The sequence below is a fragment of the Sulfuriflexus mobilis genome (genome assembly GCF_003967195.1).
Classification (GTDB): domain Bacteria; phylum Pseudomonadota; class Gammaproteobacteria; order AKS1; family AKS1; genus Sulfuriflexus; species Sulfuriflexus mobilis.
The window spans coordinates 1,307,640-1,325,161 of the sequence record NZ_AP018725.1 but is presented as its reverse complement, the minus strand read 5'-3'; the positions used below and the strand labels follow the sequence as shown (position 1 = coordinate 1,325,161).

Below are 17,522 nucleotides of genomic sequence, written 5' to 3'. Positions count from 1 at the left end.
GTTATTTTCCTAAGGCCCCTATCAATACCCAGCTGATGAGCAGCAGCAGGCCCACAATCATGGCAAAGGCATAGTGATACAGATAACCGGTCTGGACACGACGGGCCACGGAGGCAAACCAGCCGATGGCGGCGGCACTGCCGTTAACCAGCAGGCCATCGATGATCTTCACATCACCAAACTTCCAGAAGGCCTTGCCGGTAGAACGACCACCCGCGGCAAAGATGTTGATATACAGGTCGTCCATGAAGTACTTGCGCTCAAGCAGCTTGTGCAGGAGCGACAACTTCTGCTCCGCCATATCGGCAATCTGCGGGCGCTTCATATAGATGAACCAGGCACTGAATAGCCCCGCCATCGCTAATAAGAACGCCGGGCCCTGCATACCATGCCAGACAAAACCCCAGACGCCGTGATAGTCGTCACCGAGCCTGGCCAAGACATCGTGCTCGGCCGCGACATAGATGGCCTTGCCGAAGTAATCACCGAAGACCACGTCACCGATCACATAACCGGCAATCACTGAAGGGATCGCCAGCAGGATCAACGGCACGGTGACCACGGCCGGGGTTTCATGCAGGTGCTCGCGGGTATGTTCATCCATGCGTTCTTTACCATGGAAGACGAGGAAGAACATGCGGAAGCTGTACAAGGCAGTAATAAAGACACCGGTCAATACGGCGAAGAAAGCAAAATCACTGCCAGGGATCGTCGAGGCATGTACGGCCTCGATAATCGTATCCTTGGAGAAGAAACCGGCGAAGCCCGGGAAACCAATCAGGGCCAGCGAACCGACCAAGGAGGTCCAGTAGGTGATCGGCATGTATTTCTTCAGACCACCCATCTTGCGCATATCCTGCTCGTGGTGCATGGCGATAATCACCGAACCGGCGGCGAGGAACAGCAAGGCCTTGAAGAAGGCATGTGTCATCAGGTGGAAGATCGCCGCCGAGTAGGCCGAGGCACCGAGGGCAACGGTCATGTAACCAAGCTGGGACAGTGTTGAGTAGGCAACGACGCGCTTGATGTCGTGCTGAACCAGGCCAAGGAAACCCATGAACAAGGCCGTGATGGCACCGATCACCAGGATAAAACTCAGCGCCGTGGTGGAAAGCTCGAACAATGGCGACATACGCGAGACCATGAAGATACCGGCGGTGACCATGGTCGCGGCATGGATCAGGGCCGAGATCGGGGTCGGGCCTTCCATCGAGTCCGGCAGCCAGACATGCAGCGGCACTTGCGCCGACTTGCCCATGGCACCAATGAACAAGAGGATGCAAATCACGGTCATTACCGACCACTCATACCCCGGGATAATGCTCATGGTCTGGCCGACCAGCTCGGGGGCCTTGGCAAACACCGTGTTGTAATCCAGTGAGCCCGTGTACATGAGTACGGCAGCGATACCGAGCAGAAAGCCAAAATCACCAACACGATTAACGAGGAAGGCCTTCATGTTGGCGAAGATCGCCGTATCGCGGGTATACCAGAAACCGATCAACAGGTAGGAGACCAGGCCCACGGCCTCCCAGCCGAAGAACAGTTGCAGGAAGTTGTTGGCCATCACCAGCATCAGCATGGAGAAGGTAAACAGCGCGATGTAACTGAAGAAGCGCTGGTAACCCGGGTCTTCGTGCATGTAACCGATGGTGTAGATATGCACCATGAGTGAGACGAAGGTCACCACGACGAGCATGATAGCGGTCAGGCGATCGACGAGGAAACCGATCTCAAAACGAATACCGTCACTCACCAGCCAGGTATAGACACTCTCGTTATAGGTCGGCATGCCATCCATGAGGAAGGCCTTCATGACATAGAGTGACAACAGGCAGGAAATCGCAACACCCAGAATAGTCACCCAGTGTGAGGCCGTGCGACCAATCTGCTTACCGAACAATCCAGCGAGGACAGAACCGACCAGCGGCGCAAGGACGATTGTCAGATAGATATTTTCCATATCAGCCCTTCATTTCACTTACGTCATCGACGTTAATCGTGCGTCGATTACGGAACAGCACCACCAGGATAGCCAGGCCAATCGCAGCCTCGGCGGCCGCCACCGTCAGGATAAAGAACACAAATACCTGCCCGGCGATATCACCAAGATAATGCGAGAAGGCAATAAAGTTCATATTCACGGCGAGCAACATCAGTTCGATGGCCATGAGTAGAATGATGATGTTCTTGCGATTAATGAAAATACCCGCCACCGACAGGCAGAACAGGATCGCACCAACAATTAAATAATTTGAAAGAGGTATCATGCCCTACTCCACCGGCTTCTCGGTATCCATCTTCACAATGCGAAGACGATCGGCAGCACGAACGGCTACTTGTTTATCAATTTGCTGATGGCGTGTACCCGGACGGCGACGCAGGGTCAGCGCAATCGCGGCAACAATCGCCACCAGCAGGATGGCAGCGGCGATCTCAAACGGATACAGGTAAACCGTGTAGAGCACACTGCCCAGTTGCTTGGTATTGCTGTAATCTGCCGCATGCCGGGCCGGCTCGGCAAACTGTTCGAGACCGAAATTCCCCGGGCCGACAACAAAGACCATTTCAACGGCCATGATCACCGCTACCACCGCGGCAACCGGCAGGTATTTGGCAAACCCTTCACGCAGGCGGGCGATGTTAATATCCAGCATCATGATCACGAACAAGAACAGGACCATGACCGCGCCGACGTAGACCAGCACCAGGGTAATGGCAAGGAACTCTGCTTCCAGTAACAACCACAACACTGCGCTGTTAAAGAACGCCACCACTAGAAACAACGAGGCATGCACCGGGTTACGCACCGTGATCACCATAATCGCCGCAAACACCAGGATGGTGGCGAAGACATAAAATGTTAGTTGCTCAATTGACATTCTTTATCAACCTCAACGGTATGCCGCGTCTTGGGCGCGGTCGGCGGCGATTTCAGATTCGTACATATCGCCATTACGCAGCAATTTTTCCTTGGTCATGATGTTCTCGCCACGGTTCTCGAAGTGGTATTCAAGGTGACGGGTCTCGACAATCGCATCCACCGGGCAGGCCTCTTCACAAAAACCGCAATAGATGCATTTGAACAGGTCGATGTCATAACGCGTGGTGCGGCGCGAGCCGTCATCACGTTCGGCTGATTCGATGGTAATGGCCACTGCCGGACAAACGGCTTCGCACAGTTTGCAGGCGATGCAACGCTCTTCACCGTTCTCATAACGACGCTGAGCATGCAGGCCACGGAAACGGGCCGACTGTGGGGTTTTTTCTTCCGGATAATAAAGTGTAAACTTCTTGCGGAAGTAATAACGCCCGGTCAAACCCATACCCTTCAGCAGTTCGGTAAGAAACAGGCTCTTGAAGACTTTTTTCATGGAATTGATCATCGGCATACCCTCTTAATCAAACCATGGCCCGACCTGGCCGAGGATGAGAACACCCACGACCAGTAGCCAGACAATAGTAATAGGAATAAACACCTTCCAGCCGAGGCGCATGATCTGGTCATAGCGATAACGCGGGAAGGTGGCACGGAACCATAAGAAGAAGATCATGAAGAAGGCGGTCTTCAGGATAAACCAGTGAATACCATCATAGGTGAGAAAGGCACCTAAATAAGGAATGTTTGAAAGCCAATCCAGTCCACTGAATGGCGAGTACCAGCCGCCAGCAAACATAATCGTAGTCAGGGCGCCGATCAGGATCATGTTGGCGTATTCAGCGAGGAAGAACACGGCAAAGGCCATGCCCGAATACTCAACGTGGAATCCGGCAACGATCTCTGACTCGCCTTCGGCGACATCAAACGGCGCACGGTTGGTCTCGGCGACACCGGAAATAAAATACACAATGAACAACGGGAACAAAGGTACCCAGAACCAGGTAAATATATTGCCCTGCTGCGCCTCAACGATTTCACGCAGGTTCAGGCTACCCGCCGCCATGAGCACACCGACCAGGGCAAAACCCATGGCAATTTCATAGGAGACGATCTGCGCTGATGAACGCATCGCACCGAGAAAGGCGTACTTCGAATTCGATGACCAACCGGCGATAATGACGCCATAGACACCCAGTGAGGTGATGGCCAACACATACAACAGACCGGCATTAACGTTATCGGCAATACCCAGTGTGGTACTCAAGGGGATCACCGCCCAGGCCGCCAGCGCCGTGGCCAGGGAGATAATCGGTGCAAACAGGAACAGGAATTTATTGGCCCTGGCCGGGATGATGATCTCCTTGAAGATCAACTTACAGGCATCGGCAATCGGTTGCAGCCAGTGCGGGCCAACCTTGTGCGGACCGACACGCACCTGCATATAACCAATAATCTTGCGCTCGGCCAGGGTCAGGTAAGCAACACTGAGCATCAGTGGCACCATCAGGGCCACGATCTCAATCACGATCTGGACCGCCAGCGGCAAAATATTCCAGATTGAAACCACCCACTGCCAACTTGTATTCAGGAATTCAAGCATCGTCTCGCCCGTTAATCTTTTGTTATTGTCACAGCCTGGTATGGCGCACCAAGCTGACTGCTCGCAGCACTCGACGCTGCCAACATGACACAGTTATTCGGAACACACTCGTCGACCATTAACTCGACTGAGACTTCATCATCACCCTGAGTCAGGACAATGCGTGACGCGTCGCCTACACCCAGCTGTTTGGCGGTGGCCGCATTCATGGCAGCCGATTCGCTGGCGGCATGAATGGTGTTTTGCAGTGCCGCCGCACGGCGCACAACATTGTCGATGCCATAGATCGGCATATCACCAATACGCACCAACTCATCAGCACTGGCGAGTCCTGCCGGGCACCGCCATTCTATTTGGTTATCCAGGGTCACCGCATTGGTCTCACGTTCAACCTCGGCACGCACCTCTTCTGAAGACAGGTATTCAAAACCACTCAGCTCACACAGATTGCCGAGCACACGCAGTACCTTCCATGCCGGGCGCGTCTCGCCACGAGGTGCACAAGCCGCAGCAAAACGTTGCCAGCGACCACTGGCATTAACAAAGGTACCGGAGGTTTCTGTTGATGGTGCTGTCGGTAGCAGGACATTTGCATACTCCCGCATCGCATCACTAACAAAAGGTGTCATGCAGACCACAAAGTTGGCATTTGCCAGTGCGCGGCGTGCCTGTGCCGGGTCAATACAATCTAACTCTGGCTCAACATTCAGCAACACATAGGCAGACAGTTTTGCCTTCATCATCTCTACGGCATTAAGGCCACTGTATTGACCCTGACCACCGGCATCGGTGTAGGGCAAGGCCCCGGCCAGGCTGGCACCGCTACTATTGGCGCCGCGCGGCAGGTAACCGAAGCTGGCATCGGCCAGGCGTGCCAGCAAGGCAGCCAGTGCACGCAGCGTTGAAAGGTTTGGCATGGCCATTGCCTGCATACCAATAATGACACTGGCGTTTTCCGCCGTCTTCAGATGATCGGCGATGGCGCGATGGGTATCGGTAACGCTCACCGAATCAATCAGTGCGGCCAGTCCCGGCGGCGCAGACTCCTGCGTGGTCTCCAGCATGGCCTTGACGATAGCGGCCAACTCGGTCGTCATGGTTGAAGGACTGGTAATGATCTTTTCTGCAAGCGGATAGTTCATGTCGTAATCAACATGATTCAACAACATCAATTGCCCACCCTTGGCAACGGCCTTGCGCAGCCGGTGCGAGGCAATCGGTTGGTCATGACGAATATTCGAACCGATCAGCAGCGCGGCATTAACGGATTCGAGGGCATCGACCCCACAGCCCAGGCTTTGTACCAGTGGCAACCTGCCATCGTCACTAAAGTCCTGCTGACCAAGACGATGATCAATATTCTGACTACCCAGGCCACGCAGCAGACGTTGTGCAAGGAAGGCCTCTTCAGTCGTGGCATTGGGCGAAACCAGGCAACCGATAGCCTCACTCTGATCACGCAGGCCGGTGACAACCTCATCGAGGGCGGTATTCCAATCAATCTCCTGCCATTCAGCACCGACCTTAATCATCGGTGTGGTCAGGCGTGTAGTGCTATTCAGGCCTGCATAGGCATAACGGTCACGGTCAGACAACCAGACCTCATTAACGGCCTCGTTTTCATCCGGGACAGTACGCACTGCCTTATTATTATAGGTATGCACACTGATGTTGGAGCCGACACAGTCATGGGCGGCGATACTGTTATGCGCGCGCATTTCCCAGGCACGTGCCGCGAAGCGCGAAGGCTTCGCCGTCAGCGCACCGACCGGGCAAACATCAATGACGTTGCCAGACATTTCCGAATTCACACTGCGCTCGATGTAGGTGCCAATCGTGGTGCGGTTACCACGGTTCATGGCACCCAGTTCACTTTCACCGTTGACCAGCTCGAGCGTGCGGATACAACGGGTGCAATGGATGCAGCGCGTCATTTCGGTCGCAATTAACGGGCCGATGTTTTTGTCCTGTACCACGCGCTTACCTTCAGTAAAACGCGAAGAACTGCCACCATAACCCATGGCGATATCCTGCAGCTCGCACTCACCACCCTGATCACAAATCGGGCAATCCAGCGGGTGATTGATGAGCAGAAACTCCATCACGGCCTTCTGTGCCTTCTTCGCAAACGCAGAACGGGTAAAGACCTTCATGCCTTCGGCAACCGGTGTCGCACAGGCCGGCAAGGGCTTAGGCACATTTGCGACCTCGACCAGACACATACGGCAATTGGCCGCGATAGGCAGTTTCTTGTGGTAACAGAAACGCGGGATATAAATATTCGAATCGTCAGCGGCGTGAATGATCATCGCGCCCTTGCGCGCCTGCATGCTGACGCCATCAATCTCGATGGTAACCATGTCTTCCGCGCTGATTTCAGGTTTTGCACTCATGCCGCAGCCCCTCTACCCATGGCATCGACCATGCAACGCTTGTGCGTGATATGGTATTCAAATTCTTCACGGAAGTGTTTGAGGAAACTCTGCACCGGCCAGGCGGCAGCTTCACCGAAGGCGCAAATCGTATGGCCGGCGATCTGACCGGCGGCAGACTCGAGCAATTCCAGGTCCTCGGGGCGGCCCTGCCCATTTTCGATTCTTTCCAGCACGCGGTACATCCAGCCGGTACCCTCACGGCACGGCGTACACTGGCCACATGACTCCATATAATAGAAACGCGACAGCCGTAACAGTGCCTTGACCATGCAGGTGGTTTCATCCATGACGATCACGGCACCGGAGCCCAGATAGGAACCGGCCTTCTGGATAGAGTCATAATCCATATCCAGACCCATCATGACATCGCCCGGCAGTACCGGCATGGATGAGCCGCCCGGGATCACGGCCTTGATCTGGTGACCGTTGCGCACTCCACCGGCCATTTCCAGCAGCTCACTAAAGGGGGTACCCAGTGGGATCTCGAAGTTGCCCGGCTTGTTGACGTGACCGGATATGCTGAACAGCTTTTCGCCGCCATTATTGGGTTTACCCAGGTTCAGAAACCACTCGGCACCGTTACGGATAATCACCGGTATCGAGGCCAGGGTCTCGGTGTTGTTGATCGTGGTCGGTTTGCCATACAGGCCAAAGTTGGCCGGGAACGGCGGCTTGAAGCGTGGCTGGCCCTTCTTGCCTTCGAGTGACTCGAGCAAGGCGGTCTCTTCACCACAGATATAGGCGCCGGCACCGAGGTGGGCATACAGGTCAAAATCAAAACCCGAACCGAGGATATCCTTACCCAAGTAACCGGCCTCATAGGCTTCTTTGAGCGCTTCTTCGAAGCGCTCAAAGGGTTCGTGATGGAACTCACCACGCAGATAGTTATAACCGGCCTTCGCACCAATGGCATAGGCGCCGATGATCATGCCCTCGATCACGGCATGCGGGTTATAACGCAGGATGTCACGGTCCTTACAGGTACCCGGCTCACTTTCATCCGAGTTACAAACGATATACTTGTCGACCGGTGCCGTGCGCGGCATGAAACTCCACTTCAGGCCGGTAGAGAAACCCGCACCACCACGACCGCGCAGCGCCGAGGCCTTGACCGTTTCGATCACGTCTTCCTGGCTCATCTTGTCGACGAGGACTTTTTTCAATGCCTGGTAACCACCGGTCTTGATATAGTTCTCAAGTGTCCAGGGTTTGTCGAATTGCATTGTCGTGAAGCAAACCTGGTTTGCCATCAGCTTATCTCTCCAACAGTTATCGTCAACATCGCGACCATTTCCGTTTTATTCCAGGCCGTCCAGAATCTCATCCAGCCGGGCCGGTGATAATTTTTCATAATAATGGCCGTTAATCGCCATCATCGGGCCGCCGGCACAGGCCGCCAGGCATTCTTCTTCTATTTTCAGTGTGAACCTGCCGTCTGCCGTCGTTTCGCCCAGCTTTATACCCAGCTTATTTTCCAGGTGGCCAACGACCGTGTCAGAACCCATCAACATGCAGGAAATATTTGTGCAAATATTGATCACGTATTTGCCCACCGGTTCACGGTTATACATCGAGTAAAACGTCGCCACTTCATAGGTGGTCACACGGGAGATACCCAGGTAATCGGCCACTGCATCCATGAGCTCATTACTCAGGTAACCCTTGTTATGTTCCTGTGCGGCGGTCAAGGCCGGGATCACGGCAGACTGGCGATGCTCCGCGGGGTACTTGCTTAACCAATGATCGATTTCCCGGCGCACTTCCGCAGACAGGCGCGCGCTCGCTTGTATGTTCATTCCGGCCATTAGCGGTCAATCTCTCCGAATACAATATCCATGGTACCGATAACAGACACCACGTCTGCAATCATATGCCCCTTAACCATCTCATCCATGGCCGAGAGGTGCGCAAAGCCCGGTGCGCGTACCTTGAGGCGGTATGGCTTGTTGGCACCATCAGAAACGATATAGCAACCAAATTCACCCTTCGGATGCTCGATGGCGGCATAGGCCTCACCGGCAGGCACACAGTAACCCTCAGTAGAAAGTTTGAAGTGATGAATCAGGGATTCCATATCACCCTTCATATCGGCACGTGGCGGCGTAGTGTATTTGTGATCGTCGATCATGACTGGACCGGGGTTCATGCGCAGCCAGTCAATACACTGTTTGATAATACGGTTGGACTGACGCATCTCCTCAACGCGTACCAGGTAACGGTCATAACAGTCACCGTTGCGACCCACTGGAATATCAAAATGCATCCTGTCGTAAACTTCGTAAGGTTGTTTCTTGCGCAGGTCCCACTCAATACCCGAGCCGCGCAGCATCGGCCCGGTAAAGCCCAGTTGCAGTGCGCGCTCAGCAGAGACCTCGGCAATACCGACGGTACGCTGTTTCCAGATACGGTTATCGGTCAACAGAGTTTCGTATTCATCCACCAGACCGGGAAAGCGATCAGTGAAGTCTTCAATAAAGTCGATCAGACCACCACTACGTGCCTCGTTCATGCGAGACACATCAGATTCATTGTGCCACTTGGATTCGCGGTACTTCGGCATCACATCAGGCAGGTCACGGTAAACACCGCCCGGGCGATAGTAGGTCGCATGCATACGCGCACCGGAAACGGCCTCGTAGCAATCCATCAGGTCTTCACGCTCACGAAAACAATACAGGAACAGGGTCATCGCACCGATATCGAGAGCATGTGTACCCAGCCACATCAGATGATTCAGAATGCGGGTGATCTCGTCGAACATAACGCGGATATATTGCGCACGTTCCGGGGCCTGAATGCCAAGCAGTTTTTCAATCGCCAGGACATAGCCATGCTCGTTACACATCATGGATACGTAGTCGAGACGGTCCATGTAACCAATGCTCTGGTTAAAAGGCTTGCTCTCGGCGAGTTTCTCGGTACCACGATGCAACAGGCCCACATGCGGGTCGGCACGCTGCACCACCTCACCATCCAGTTCCAGCACCAGACGCAATACGCCGTGTGCCGCCGGATGCTGCGGACCAAAGTTCAGTGTGTAGTTACGAATTTCTGGCATGTTCAGCCTTCCGCTACATCATTGCCGGCATCATCGACGCCATGCAGGTGTTCACTGCGAATAACACGCGGAACGAGCACGCGTGGTTCGATGCTTACCGGCTGGTAAACAACACGTTTTTTGTCTGGGTCATAACACATTTCCACTTCACCAATCAGTGGGAAATCCTTGCGGAACGGATGGCCGACAAAGCCATAGTCAGTAAGGATGCGACGCAGGTCCGGATGCCCTTCAAACATGATGCCAAACAGGTCAAAGGCCTCACGTTCAAACCAGTTGGCACCGTTCCAGATTGGTACCACCGAATCGACAACCGGCAGGTCATCGTCGACGAAGCAACGTATACGCAGGCGGCGATTATGCTTGTAGGAAATCAGGTGATAAACAGCGGCGAAACGTTCACCCTGCCACCGGGCCTCGCGGGGCTCGTCTGTCACGACACCACGACTGAAACCACTGCCGGTGGCGTAATTGGTTTCCCACTCGACCTGTCCATAATCGCTGTAATCAACACCACAGACATCGATCAACTGGGCAAAGGCAAAATCAGGCTCATCACGCAGCGCCGTGCAGACACTTAACAGGTGCTGACGCGGCACTTCGAGTGTCACTTCACGCAATGCCAGCGTCACCTTTACGGACTCTTCGGCAAAACGTTCCAGCAGACTGTCGGCGAATACCTGTAGCGCAGACGGCGCCACGACATCTTCAGCTGCCGTTTCAATTTCAGTCGTGTCTTCACTCATGAAATAGACTCTTTATAATATTAAGTGCGCGCAATCGTGTTAGTGCGCTTGATCTTGTTTTGTAACTGCATAATGCCGTAAATAAGCGCCTCTGCAGTCGGCGGGCAACCCGGCACATAAATATCAACCGGCACCACACGGTCACAGCCACGTACCACCGAATAGGAATAATGGTAATAACCCCCGCCATTGGCGCAGGAGCCCATCGAGATCACCCAGCGAGGCTCGGCCATCTGGTCGTAGACCTTACGCAGTGCTGGGGCCATCTTGTTGACCAGCGTACCGGCAACGATCATCACGTCTGACTGACGTGGGCTCGGGCGAAAGATAATACCGAAGCGGTCCAGGTCATAACGTGCGGCCGCGGCATGCATCATTTCCACTGCACAACAGGCCAGACCAAAGGTCATCGGCCACAAGGAACCGGTGCGTGCCCAATTAATTAGTTTGTCCGCCGAGGTGGTGGCAAAGCCCTTTTCAAATACGCCGTCTATTCCCATTCGAGGGCCCCCTTCTTCCATTCATAGATAAAGCCAATGACAAGAATACCGAGAAACACGACCATGGCACTGAAACCAAACCAACCGAGTTGATCCAGCACAACCGCCCAGGGGAACAGGAATGCAATCTCGAGATCGAAAATAATAAACAGGATGGCAACGAGATAGTAGCGCACGTCAAACTTCATGCGCGAGTCTTCAAAGGCCTCGAAACCACACTCGTAGGCGGAAAGCTTTTCATCATCGGGACGATTCGGCCCCATGACCCACCCCAGGGCGAGCATGACGACACCAACGGCGCCACCGATGATAATAAAAATCAAAACGGGCAGATAGTTCTCAAGCATGGAACCTTGACCCCTTCAACAGATTCGGACGAAAACCCATACAGCGCATCATTTATTGTTCTTATGTCTAACTATAAAACGATTGGCAGTATGGCGAGCACGGAAATTTGTGTCAAGTTTGCCAGAAACTGTTTTTCTATTTATTTTCAGATGCTTGACGCATTTTTTTATGGTCATAAAAAAACGGTATCACTAAAAGTGATACCGCTTATGAATGGTGCCGATGGCCGGACTCGAACCGGCACGGGTCTCCCCACCACCCCCTCAAGATGGCGTGTCTACCAATTCCACCACATCGGCAAAAAGGCGGTCTATTGTACGCCATGTTGCAGAACATAGCGGACCTGAAATGAAATGTTTTTACTCCGGGATTTGGGTTGGGTCCGGGCTGCCGGCCTTATCAAGCTTGGCCCCCGGTACAGCAGGGATATCCGTATCCAGCGGTATCGCCGGAATCTCGGTAATATCTGGCACAACCGGTGCGGCGGTTTTTTCTGCCGGAATACTGATATTCGCTTCCTGCCCTTCCCTGACGGCCTCGCGGGTGAAATAGGCCAGACTCATGCTGGAAATGAAAAAACCTGTGGCCAGGACCGCCGTCAGGCGGGTCAAAAACGACGCCGAACCCTGGCTACCAAAGACCGTGGCCGACGAGCCGCTGCCAAAGGCGGCACCGGCATCGGCACCCTTGCCGTGCTGGATCAATACCAGGCCAACCAGGCCGATGGCGATAAACACATGAATTACAAGTATAACTGTGAACATAATCCCTCAGCCTTTAGGACGCAGCACAGCAGATCTTGAGGAAATCCTCAGCATCCAGCGATGCACCACCAATCAGCCCACCATCAATGTCGGGCTTGGAGAATAATTCTGCAGCATTCGAGCCCTTGACGCTACCGCCATAGAGGATCTGTACCTTGTCGGCAATGCCGGCGTCCCGTTCGGCGATGCGACCACGTATAAAGGCATGCACGTCCTGGGCCTGTTCCGGGCTGGCGGTCATACCGGTGCCAATCGCCCAGACCGGCTCATAGGCGATCACGCCCTCGGCCAGGGCTGCGACACCCTCCAGTGCAATCACGGCATCCAGCTGGCGGGCGACGACTTCTTCGGTAATGCCCTTTTCGCGTTCTTCCAGGGTCTCACCGACACACAAAATCGGGGTCAGACCGGCGGCACGGGCCACGGCATACTTTTTGGCGACCAGCGCATCGTCTTCGCCGTACAGGCTGCGGCGCTCGGAGTGACCGACAATGACCGACTGGCAGGCAAAGTCCTTGAGCATGGCAGAGGAGATTTCACCGGTGAAGGCACCTGCGGCCTCGGTGGAAAGGTTCTGGGCACCCAGGCCAATCGCCGTGCCCGCAATCATCGGCTGCACATCGGCGAGAAAGACATAGGACGGACAAATCGTGACGGCAGACTTGGAGACCTTGCCGAGACCGGCCTTGATACCTTCTACCAATGCCTTAACACTGTCTCGGGAACCGTTCATTTTCCAGTTTCCGGCTACCAGAATCTGTCTTGCCATGCCTTTTTCCTCAGGGTTTATTCGAAAGCGCGGCAAGGATACCGGTGCAGCCCCTGAAAATCAATCGGTGCAGCCGCTGGAGGCAAAAAATTTACGGGAAATGAAGGATATAGCCTAGGCGTTCGAGGTAAGGCGAGCCGATTCAGTGGCTGCCTCACGTACGACAGTGGCCAGCTCGTCGGCGATGCGCTGCACCAGTCCGGCATCCTGGCCCTCAACCATGACCCGCAACAGCGGTTCGGTACCGGAGGCGCGCAGCAAGATCCGGCCGCGGTCGGCCAGTTCGGCCTCGGCTGCCAGCATGGCGGCCTTTACATTACTGGCCTTACCGAGGTTAAAGTCCGAATTAACGGGGATGTTCAGCAATACCTGCGGGTATTTGTACATACTGCCGACCAGTTGCTCAAGTGTCTTGCCAGACTTTTGCATCGCGGCAAGCACCTGCAAGGCGGCAACGGTGCCGTCACCGGTGGTGGTTCGATCCAGGCAAATGATATGACCGGAACCTTCACCGCCGATGGTCCAGCCACCCTCTCGCAGCATGTCCATGACATAGCGGTCACCGACTGCGGCACGTTTGAATTCAATGCCCCTCTCATTCAGGGCATGTTCAAGACCGAGGTTGCTCATTACGGTACCGACCACGGTAGTGTTCAGGGTCTCATCATGCAGCCTTGAGATCGCGATGATGTAAAGGATCTGATCACCATCAACCAGTTCACCGTTTGCATCAACCATAATCAAGCGATCACCATCACCATCCAGGGCAATACCCAGGTCCGCCTTGTTTTCCAGTACGCTGGCCTGCAGGGCCTGTGGCTGGGTTGAACCCACGCCGGCGTTAATGTTGAGGCCATCCGGTTCAGCACCGAGGGTGATCACCTCAGCCCCCAGCTCTTCGAAGACACGCGGTGCCACATGGTAGGTTGCACCATGTGCACAGTCGACCACCAGACGCATGCCTTTGAAGTTCATATTCATTGGGATGGTGCTTTTACAAAATTCGATATAACGCCCCGCCGCATCCGCCACACGCGAGGCCTTGCCTAATTTTGCCGAGTCCACCGTAGTCATCGGTTTATCCAGCTCGGCTTCGATAGCCAACTCAACTTCATCGGGAAGCTTGGTTCCATCGGCTGAAAAAAACTTGATGCCATTATCATAGAAGGGATTGTGCGAGGCACTGATGACAATACCGGCATTGGCGTGGAAGGTGCGCGTCAGGTAGGCAATGGCCGGCGTCGGCATCGGCCCGAGCAAGCGGATATTGATGCCGGCAGCCGACAGACCCGCCTCGAGTGCCGACTCGAACATGTAACCGGAGATACGCGTATCCTTACCAATGAGGACGGTGCCATTACCGCCGTTACCGAGGACACGACCGGCGGCCCAGCCGAGGCGCATGACAAAGGCCGGGGTTATCGGTTCCATCCCGACCCGCCCACGTATACCGTCTGTACCGAAATAACGTCGCTGCACTCTATATATCCTGATTAGTTATCTTAATAGTATAGCGGCAATTCTAGCCAAAAACATGAGAAATACTCTGCCGAATCCGTCACATACCCGTCTTCACGGCCATGACGGTTTTCACACAGTCCACTGCGGCCTTCACATCGTGGCTACGCAGGATATGCGCCCCTTGCATGAGGGCCAGGGCCTGCAGGGTGATCGTGCCTGCCAGCCGTTGCCCCGGTTCGGCATCAAGGATGGCGCCGAGCATGGATTTGCGTGACACCCCCACCAGTACCGGCAGGTCTTCATCCAAAAAGGCCGACAGCTCGCGCATGAGCTGCATATTGTGCGCCAGGGTCTTGCCAAAACCAAACCCCGGGTCGAGGATGACTTGTTCGCGTGCAATACCGGCGTGTTCGCAGGCTGCCACGCGCCCGCGCAAAAAACCGAGGACATCCTCGGTGACGTCTTCATACACAGGCTCTGTTTGCATCGTCTGTGCTGTACCCTGTCTATGCATCAGGCACACCGGCACACCGAGGCTGGCCGCCGTTACCAGTGCACCTTCTGCCTGCAGGGCATTAACGTCATTGATCAACCCGGCACCGGCGGCAACCGCCTCGCGCATAACCTCCGGCTTGATCGTGTCTATCGACAACGGCACATGCACCGCCTGTTTGAGTTTTTCAATCACGGGGATGACGCGGTCTAACTCTTCATTAAGGGAAACTGGCACTGCACCAGGGCGCGTTGATTCACCGCCGATATCAATGATCGCTGCTCCCTCTGTCTGCATCTGCAAGGCATGTCTGATCGCCGCATCGAGAAAATGGTATTGGCCGCCATCGGAAAAAGAATCCGGCGTAACGTTAAGGATCCCCATCACCTGCGGTGTTCGCAGATTCAATATGCGACCATTGCAATCAAGTTGTTTAATCATGAGATGATTTTATACATTTTTATGTTGCGGATACAAAACGCCCCGCAGTTGCGGGGCGTTTTTTTATTACACCTTAGCAGCGAATTAGTGCTCGCCGGCAGGGCCACCGATAGGCGCATCACCTGACTTGCTCTCCGCACCCTTGTCACCAGAGGAACTGCCCGATGCACGATCACCCTTATCGGTCCAGTCTTCCGGTGGCTGCGGCACCTTGCCCGCCATGATGTCATCGATCTGGTGTATATCGATCGTTTCATATTTAATCAAGGCTTCGGCCATGCGATGCAGCTTTTCTATATTATCCTTGAGCAGGGTCTCTGCACGCCCATAGTTACGATCAATGAACTGGCGAATTTCTTCATCGATCGCGTGCGAGGTCTCGTCTGACACTTCTTTATGCTTGGCAACAGAATGGCCGAGGAACACCTCACCCTCTTCTTCACTGTAGGTCAAAGGCCCGAGCTTTTCTGAGAGGCCCCACTTGGTAACCATGTTACGGGCAATTTCCGTGGCACGCTGAATATCGTTAGAGGCACCGGTAGTCACGGCATCGTGACCAAAGATGAGTTCTTCGGCGATACGACCACCAAACAAGGTCGAGATCTGGCTTTCCAGACGTGTCTTGCTGTAACTGTAACGATCACCCTCCGGCAGGAACAGGGTGACACCCAGTGCCCGGCCACGCGGGATGATCGTGACCTTGTGTACCGGGTCATGTTCCGGCACCAGACGACCGACAATGGCATGCCCGGCCTCATGGTAGGCAGTGAGTTTTTTCTCGTCATCGCTCATGACCATGGAACGACGCTCGGCGCCCATCATGATCTTGTCCTTGGCGCGCTCAAAGTCGTCCATATCGACAACGCGTTTGTTGGCGCGGGCGGCAAACAGGGCGGCCTCATTCACCAGATTGGCCAGATCGGCGCCGGAGAAACCCGGTGTACCACGGGCGATAATGCGGGAATCGACATCATCCGACATGGGCACCTTGCGCATGTGCACCTTGAGGATCTGGTCACGACCACGTACATCCGGCAGTGGCACGACGACCTGGCGGTCGAAACGACCTGGACGTAATAATGCAGGGTCAAGTACGTCGGGACGGTTGGTCGCGGCGATGACGATCACGCCCTCGTTGCCTTCAAAGCCATCCATCTCAACCAGCAACTGATTCAGGGTCTGTTCGCGCTCATCATGACCTCCACCGAGACCGGCACCACGGTGACGACCGACGGCATCGATTTCATCAATGAAGATAATGCACGGGGCATGCTTCTTGGCCTGCTCGAACATATCGCGCACACGCGAGGCACCGACACCGACAAACATTTCAACAAAGTCGGAACCGGAGATAGTAAAGAACGGCACCTTGGCCTCACCGGCAATGGCCTTGGCCAGCAGTGTCTTACCCGTACCCGGGCTACCGACCATGAGTACGCCACTCGGGATCTTGCCGCCCAGTTTCTGGAACTTGGACGGGTCACGCAGGAATTCAACCAGTTCGGCAACTTCTTCCTTGGCCTCTTCCACACCGGCGACATCATTAAAGGTTATCTTGATCTGATCTTCGCCGAGCATACGTGCCTTGCTCTTGCCAAACGACATGGCACCACGGCCGCCGCCGCCGCCCTGCATCTGACGCATAAAGAAGATCCAGACACCAATCAACAACAGGATTGGCAACAGGCTGAAGAACAACTCGGTAAGGAAACCGGGACGCTCAATCTCTTTGCCATTGACGATCACACCATTTTTCATCAGGTCGCCAATCAGCACCTGATTATCCGTTTCCGGGTTATAGGTCGTGAACTCACGGCCATCCTGGTAAGCACCACGGATATTGCGGCCCTGCATGATCACGCTCTGTATACGCTGGCCCTTCACATCGGCATAGAACTGCGAATAGCTGACCTCTTTCGAGATCGTGCTTGGCGCTTTGAAATTACTGAAGACGGCGACGAGAATCGTGCCGATGACTACCCACAGAATGAGCGTTTTACCCATATCACCCAATGTCTTGTACCTA

At 54.5% G+C, this 17,522-nt stretch carries 17 protein-coding genes and 1 tRNA gene; all 18 read right to left on the bottom strand.

The annotated features are described in order from the left end of the window. Position 1: 1 nt before the first annotated feature. The 18 genes from nuoL to ftsH all read right to left on the bottom strand — a co-directional run bounded on the left by nuoL (position 2) and on the right by ftsH (position 17,500). Positions 2-1,963, bottom strand: a complete 1,962-nt coding sequence (gene nuoL, locus EL386_RS06650; RefSeq protein ID WP_126454628.1) for an NADH-quinone oxidoreductase subunit L — start codon at positions 1,961-1,963, stop codon at positions 2-4. 1 nt (position 1,964) lies between these two features. Then, a complete protein-coding gene (nuoK, locus tag EL386_RS06645) occupies positions 1,965-2,270 on the bottom strand; it encodes an NADH-quinone oxidoreductase subunit NuoK (RefSeq protein WP_126454626.1) in 306 nt (101 codons plus the stop codon). Between the two features lie 3 nt (positions 2,271-2,273). Further along, positions 2,274-2,882 carry an NADH-quinone oxidoreductase subunit J gene (locus EL386_RS06640; RefSeq protein WP_172597645.1) on the bottom strand — a complete coding sequence of 203 codons (609 nt, stop codon included), beginning with the start codon at positions 2,880-2,882 and terminating at the stop codon, positions 2,274-2,276. Between the two features lie 12 nt (positions 2,883-2,894). Beyond that, positions 2,895-3,374 (bottom strand): NADH-quinone oxidoreductase subunit NuoI, encoded by a 480-nt coding sequence (nuoI, locus tag EL386_RS06635; RefSeq protein WP_420856724.1) that lies wholly within the window; start codon positions 3,372-3,374, stop codon positions 2,895-2,897. 24 nt (positions 3,375-3,398) lie between these two features. Continuing rightward, a complete protein-coding gene (gene nuoH / locus EL386_RS06630) occupies positions 3,399-4,481 on the bottom strand; it encodes an NADH-quinone oxidoreductase subunit NuoH (protein ID WP_126454622.1) in 1,083 nt (360 codons plus the stop codon). Positions 4,482-4,492: 11 nt separating this feature from the next. After that, positions 4,493-6,874 (bottom strand): NADH-quinone oxidoreductase subunit NuoG, encoded by a 2,382-nt coding sequence (gene nuoG, locus EL386_RS06625; RefSeq protein WP_232020254.1) that lies wholly within the window; start codon positions 6,872-6,874, stop codon positions 4,493-4,495. Beyond that, complete coding sequence (gene nuoF, locus EL386_RS06620; RefSeq protein WP_126454620.1) at positions 6,871-8,166, bottom strand: NADH-quinone oxidoreductase subunit NuoF; 1,296 nt, start codon at positions 8,164-8,166, stop codon at positions 6,871-6,873. The genes nuoG and nuoF overlap by 4 nt, the downstream gene beginning before the upstream one ends. A 48-nt stretch (positions 8,167-8,214) precedes the next feature. Then, entirely contained in the window at positions 8,215-8,721 is a 507-nt protein-coding gene (gene nuoE, locus EL386_RS06615) for an NADH-quinone oxidoreductase subunit NuoE (protein ID WP_126454618.1), read from the bottom strand. Beyond that, positions 8,721-9,974: an NADH-quinone oxidoreductase subunit D gene (locus EL386_RS06610; protein ID WP_126454616.1), complete on the bottom strand. Its 1,254-nt coding sequence runs from the start codon at positions 9,972-9,974 to the stop codon at positions 8,721-8,723. The genes nuoE and EL386_RS06610 overlap by 1 nt, the downstream gene beginning before the upstream one ends. A 2-nt stretch (positions 9,975-9,976) precedes the next feature. Beyond that, positions 9,977-10,720, bottom strand: coding sequence for an NADH-quinone oxidoreductase subunit C (locus tag EL386_RS06605; RefSeq protein ID WP_126454614.1), 744 nt, complete (start codon positions 10,718-10,720; stop codon positions 9,977-9,979). Between the two features lie 20 nt (positions 10,721-10,740). Then, positions 10,741-11,220, bottom strand: coding sequence for a NuoB/complex I 20 kDa subunit family protein (locus EL386_RS06600; protein WP_126454612.1), 480 nt, complete (start codon positions 11,218-11,220; stop codon positions 10,741-10,743). Further along, entirely contained in the window at positions 11,211-11,567 is a 357-nt protein-coding gene (locus EL386_RS06595) for an NADH-quinone oxidoreductase subunit A (RefSeq protein ID WP_126454610.1), read from the bottom strand. The genes EL386_RS06600 and EL386_RS06595 overlap by 10 nt, the downstream gene beginning before the upstream one ends. A 215-nt stretch (positions 11,568-11,782) precedes the next feature. After that, positions 11,783-11,867 (bottom strand) — tRNA-Leu (locus EL386_RS06590). Between the two features lie 60 nt (positions 11,868-11,927). Beyond that, positions 11,928-12,332, bottom strand: a complete 405-nt coding sequence (gene secG / locus EL386_RS06585; RefSeq protein WP_126454608.1) for a preprotein translocase subunit SecG — start codon at positions 12,330-12,332, stop codon at positions 11,928-11,930. 13 nt (positions 12,333-12,345) lie between these two features. Further along, positions 12,346-13,101, bottom strand: coding sequence for a triose-phosphate isomerase (gene tpiA / locus EL386_RS06580; protein WP_126454606.1), 756 nt, complete (start codon positions 13,099-13,101; stop codon positions 12,346-12,348). A 114-nt stretch (positions 13,102-13,215) separates the two neighbouring features. Next, complete coding sequence (glmM, locus tag EL386_RS06575) at positions 13,216-14,580, bottom strand: phosphoglucosamine mutase (protein ID WP_126454604.1); 1,365 nt, start codon at positions 14,578-14,580, stop codon at positions 13,216-13,218. A gap of 79 nt (positions 14,581-14,659) precedes the next feature. Continuing rightward, positions 14,660-15,496, bottom strand: coding sequence for a dihydropteroate synthase (folP, locus tag EL386_RS06570; protein ID WP_232020253.1), 837 nt, complete (start codon positions 15,494-15,496; stop codon positions 14,660-14,662). Positions 15,497-15,580: 84 nt separating this feature from the next. Then, the gene (gene ftsH / locus EL386_RS06565; RefSeq protein ID WP_172597644.1) at positions 15,581-17,500 is read right to left on the bottom strand and encodes an ATP-dependent zinc metalloprotease FtsH; all 1,920 of its coding nucleotides are present in this window, start codon (positions 17,498-17,500) and stop codon (positions 15,581-15,583) included. Between the last annotated feature and the right edge of the window lie 22 nt (positions 17,501-17,522).

Bases quoted from the DNA above. Each gene is read 5' to 3' on its own strand.
- nuoL (WP_126454628.1), bottom strand. From the start codon at position 1,963: ATGGAAAATATCTATCTGACAATCGTCCTTGCGCCGCTGGTCGGTTCT.
- nuoK (WP_126454626.1), bottom strand. From the start codon at position 2,270: ATGATACCTCTTTCAAATTATTTAATTGTTGGTGCGATCCTGTTCTGC.
- EL386_RS06640 (WP_172597645.1), bottom strand. From the start codon at position 2,882: ATGTCAATTGAGCAACTAACATTTTATGTCTTCGCCACCATCCTGGTG.
- nuoI (WP_420856724.1), bottom strand. From the start codon at position 3,374: ATGAAAAAAGTCTTCAAGAGCCTGTTTCTTACCGAACTGCTGAAGGGT.
- nuoH (WP_126454622.1), bottom strand. From the start codon at position 4,481: ATGCTTGAATTCCTGAATACAAGTTGGCAGTGGGTGGTTTCAATCTGG.
- nuoG (WP_232020254.1), bottom strand. From the start codon at position 6,874: ATGAGTGCAAAACCTGAAATCAGCGCGGAAGACATGGTTACCATCGAG.
- nuoF (WP_126454620.1), bottom strand. From the start codon at position 8,166: ATGGCAAACCAGGTTTGCTTCACGACAATGCAATTCGACAAACCCTGG.
- nuoE (WP_126454618.1), bottom strand. From the start codon at position 8,721: ATGGCCGGAATGAACATACAAGCGAGCGCGCGCCTGTCTGCGGAAGTG.
- EL386_RS06610 (WP_126454616.1), bottom strand. From the start codon at position 9,974: ATGCCAGAAATTCGTAACTACACACTGAACTTTGGTCCGCAGCATCCG.
- EL386_RS06605 (WP_126454614.1), bottom strand. From the start codon at position 10,720: ATGAGTGAAGACACGACTGAAATTGAAACGGCAGCTGAAGATGTCGTG.
- EL386_RS06600 (WP_126454612.1), bottom strand. From the start codon at position 11,220: ATGGGAATAGACGGCGTATTTGAAAAGGGCTTTGCCACCACCTCGGCG.
- EL386_RS06595 (WP_126454610.1), bottom strand. From the start codon at position 11,567: ATGCTTGAGAACTATCTGCCCGTTTTGATTTTTATTATCATCGGTGGC.
- secG (WP_126454608.1), bottom strand. From the start codon at position 12,332: ATGTTCACAGTTATACTTGTAATTCATGTGTTTATCGCCATCGGCCTG.
- tpiA (WP_126454606.1), bottom strand. From the start codon at position 13,101: ATGGCAAGACAGATTCTGGTAGCCGGAAACTGGAAAATGAACGGTTCC.
- folP (WP_232020253.1), bottom strand. From the start codon at position 15,496: ATGATTAAACAACTTGATTGCAATGGTCGCATATTGAATCTGCGAACA.
- ftsH (WP_172597644.1), bottom strand. From the start codon at position 17,500: ATGGGTAAAACGCTCATTCTGTGGGTAGTCATCGGCACGATTCTCGTC.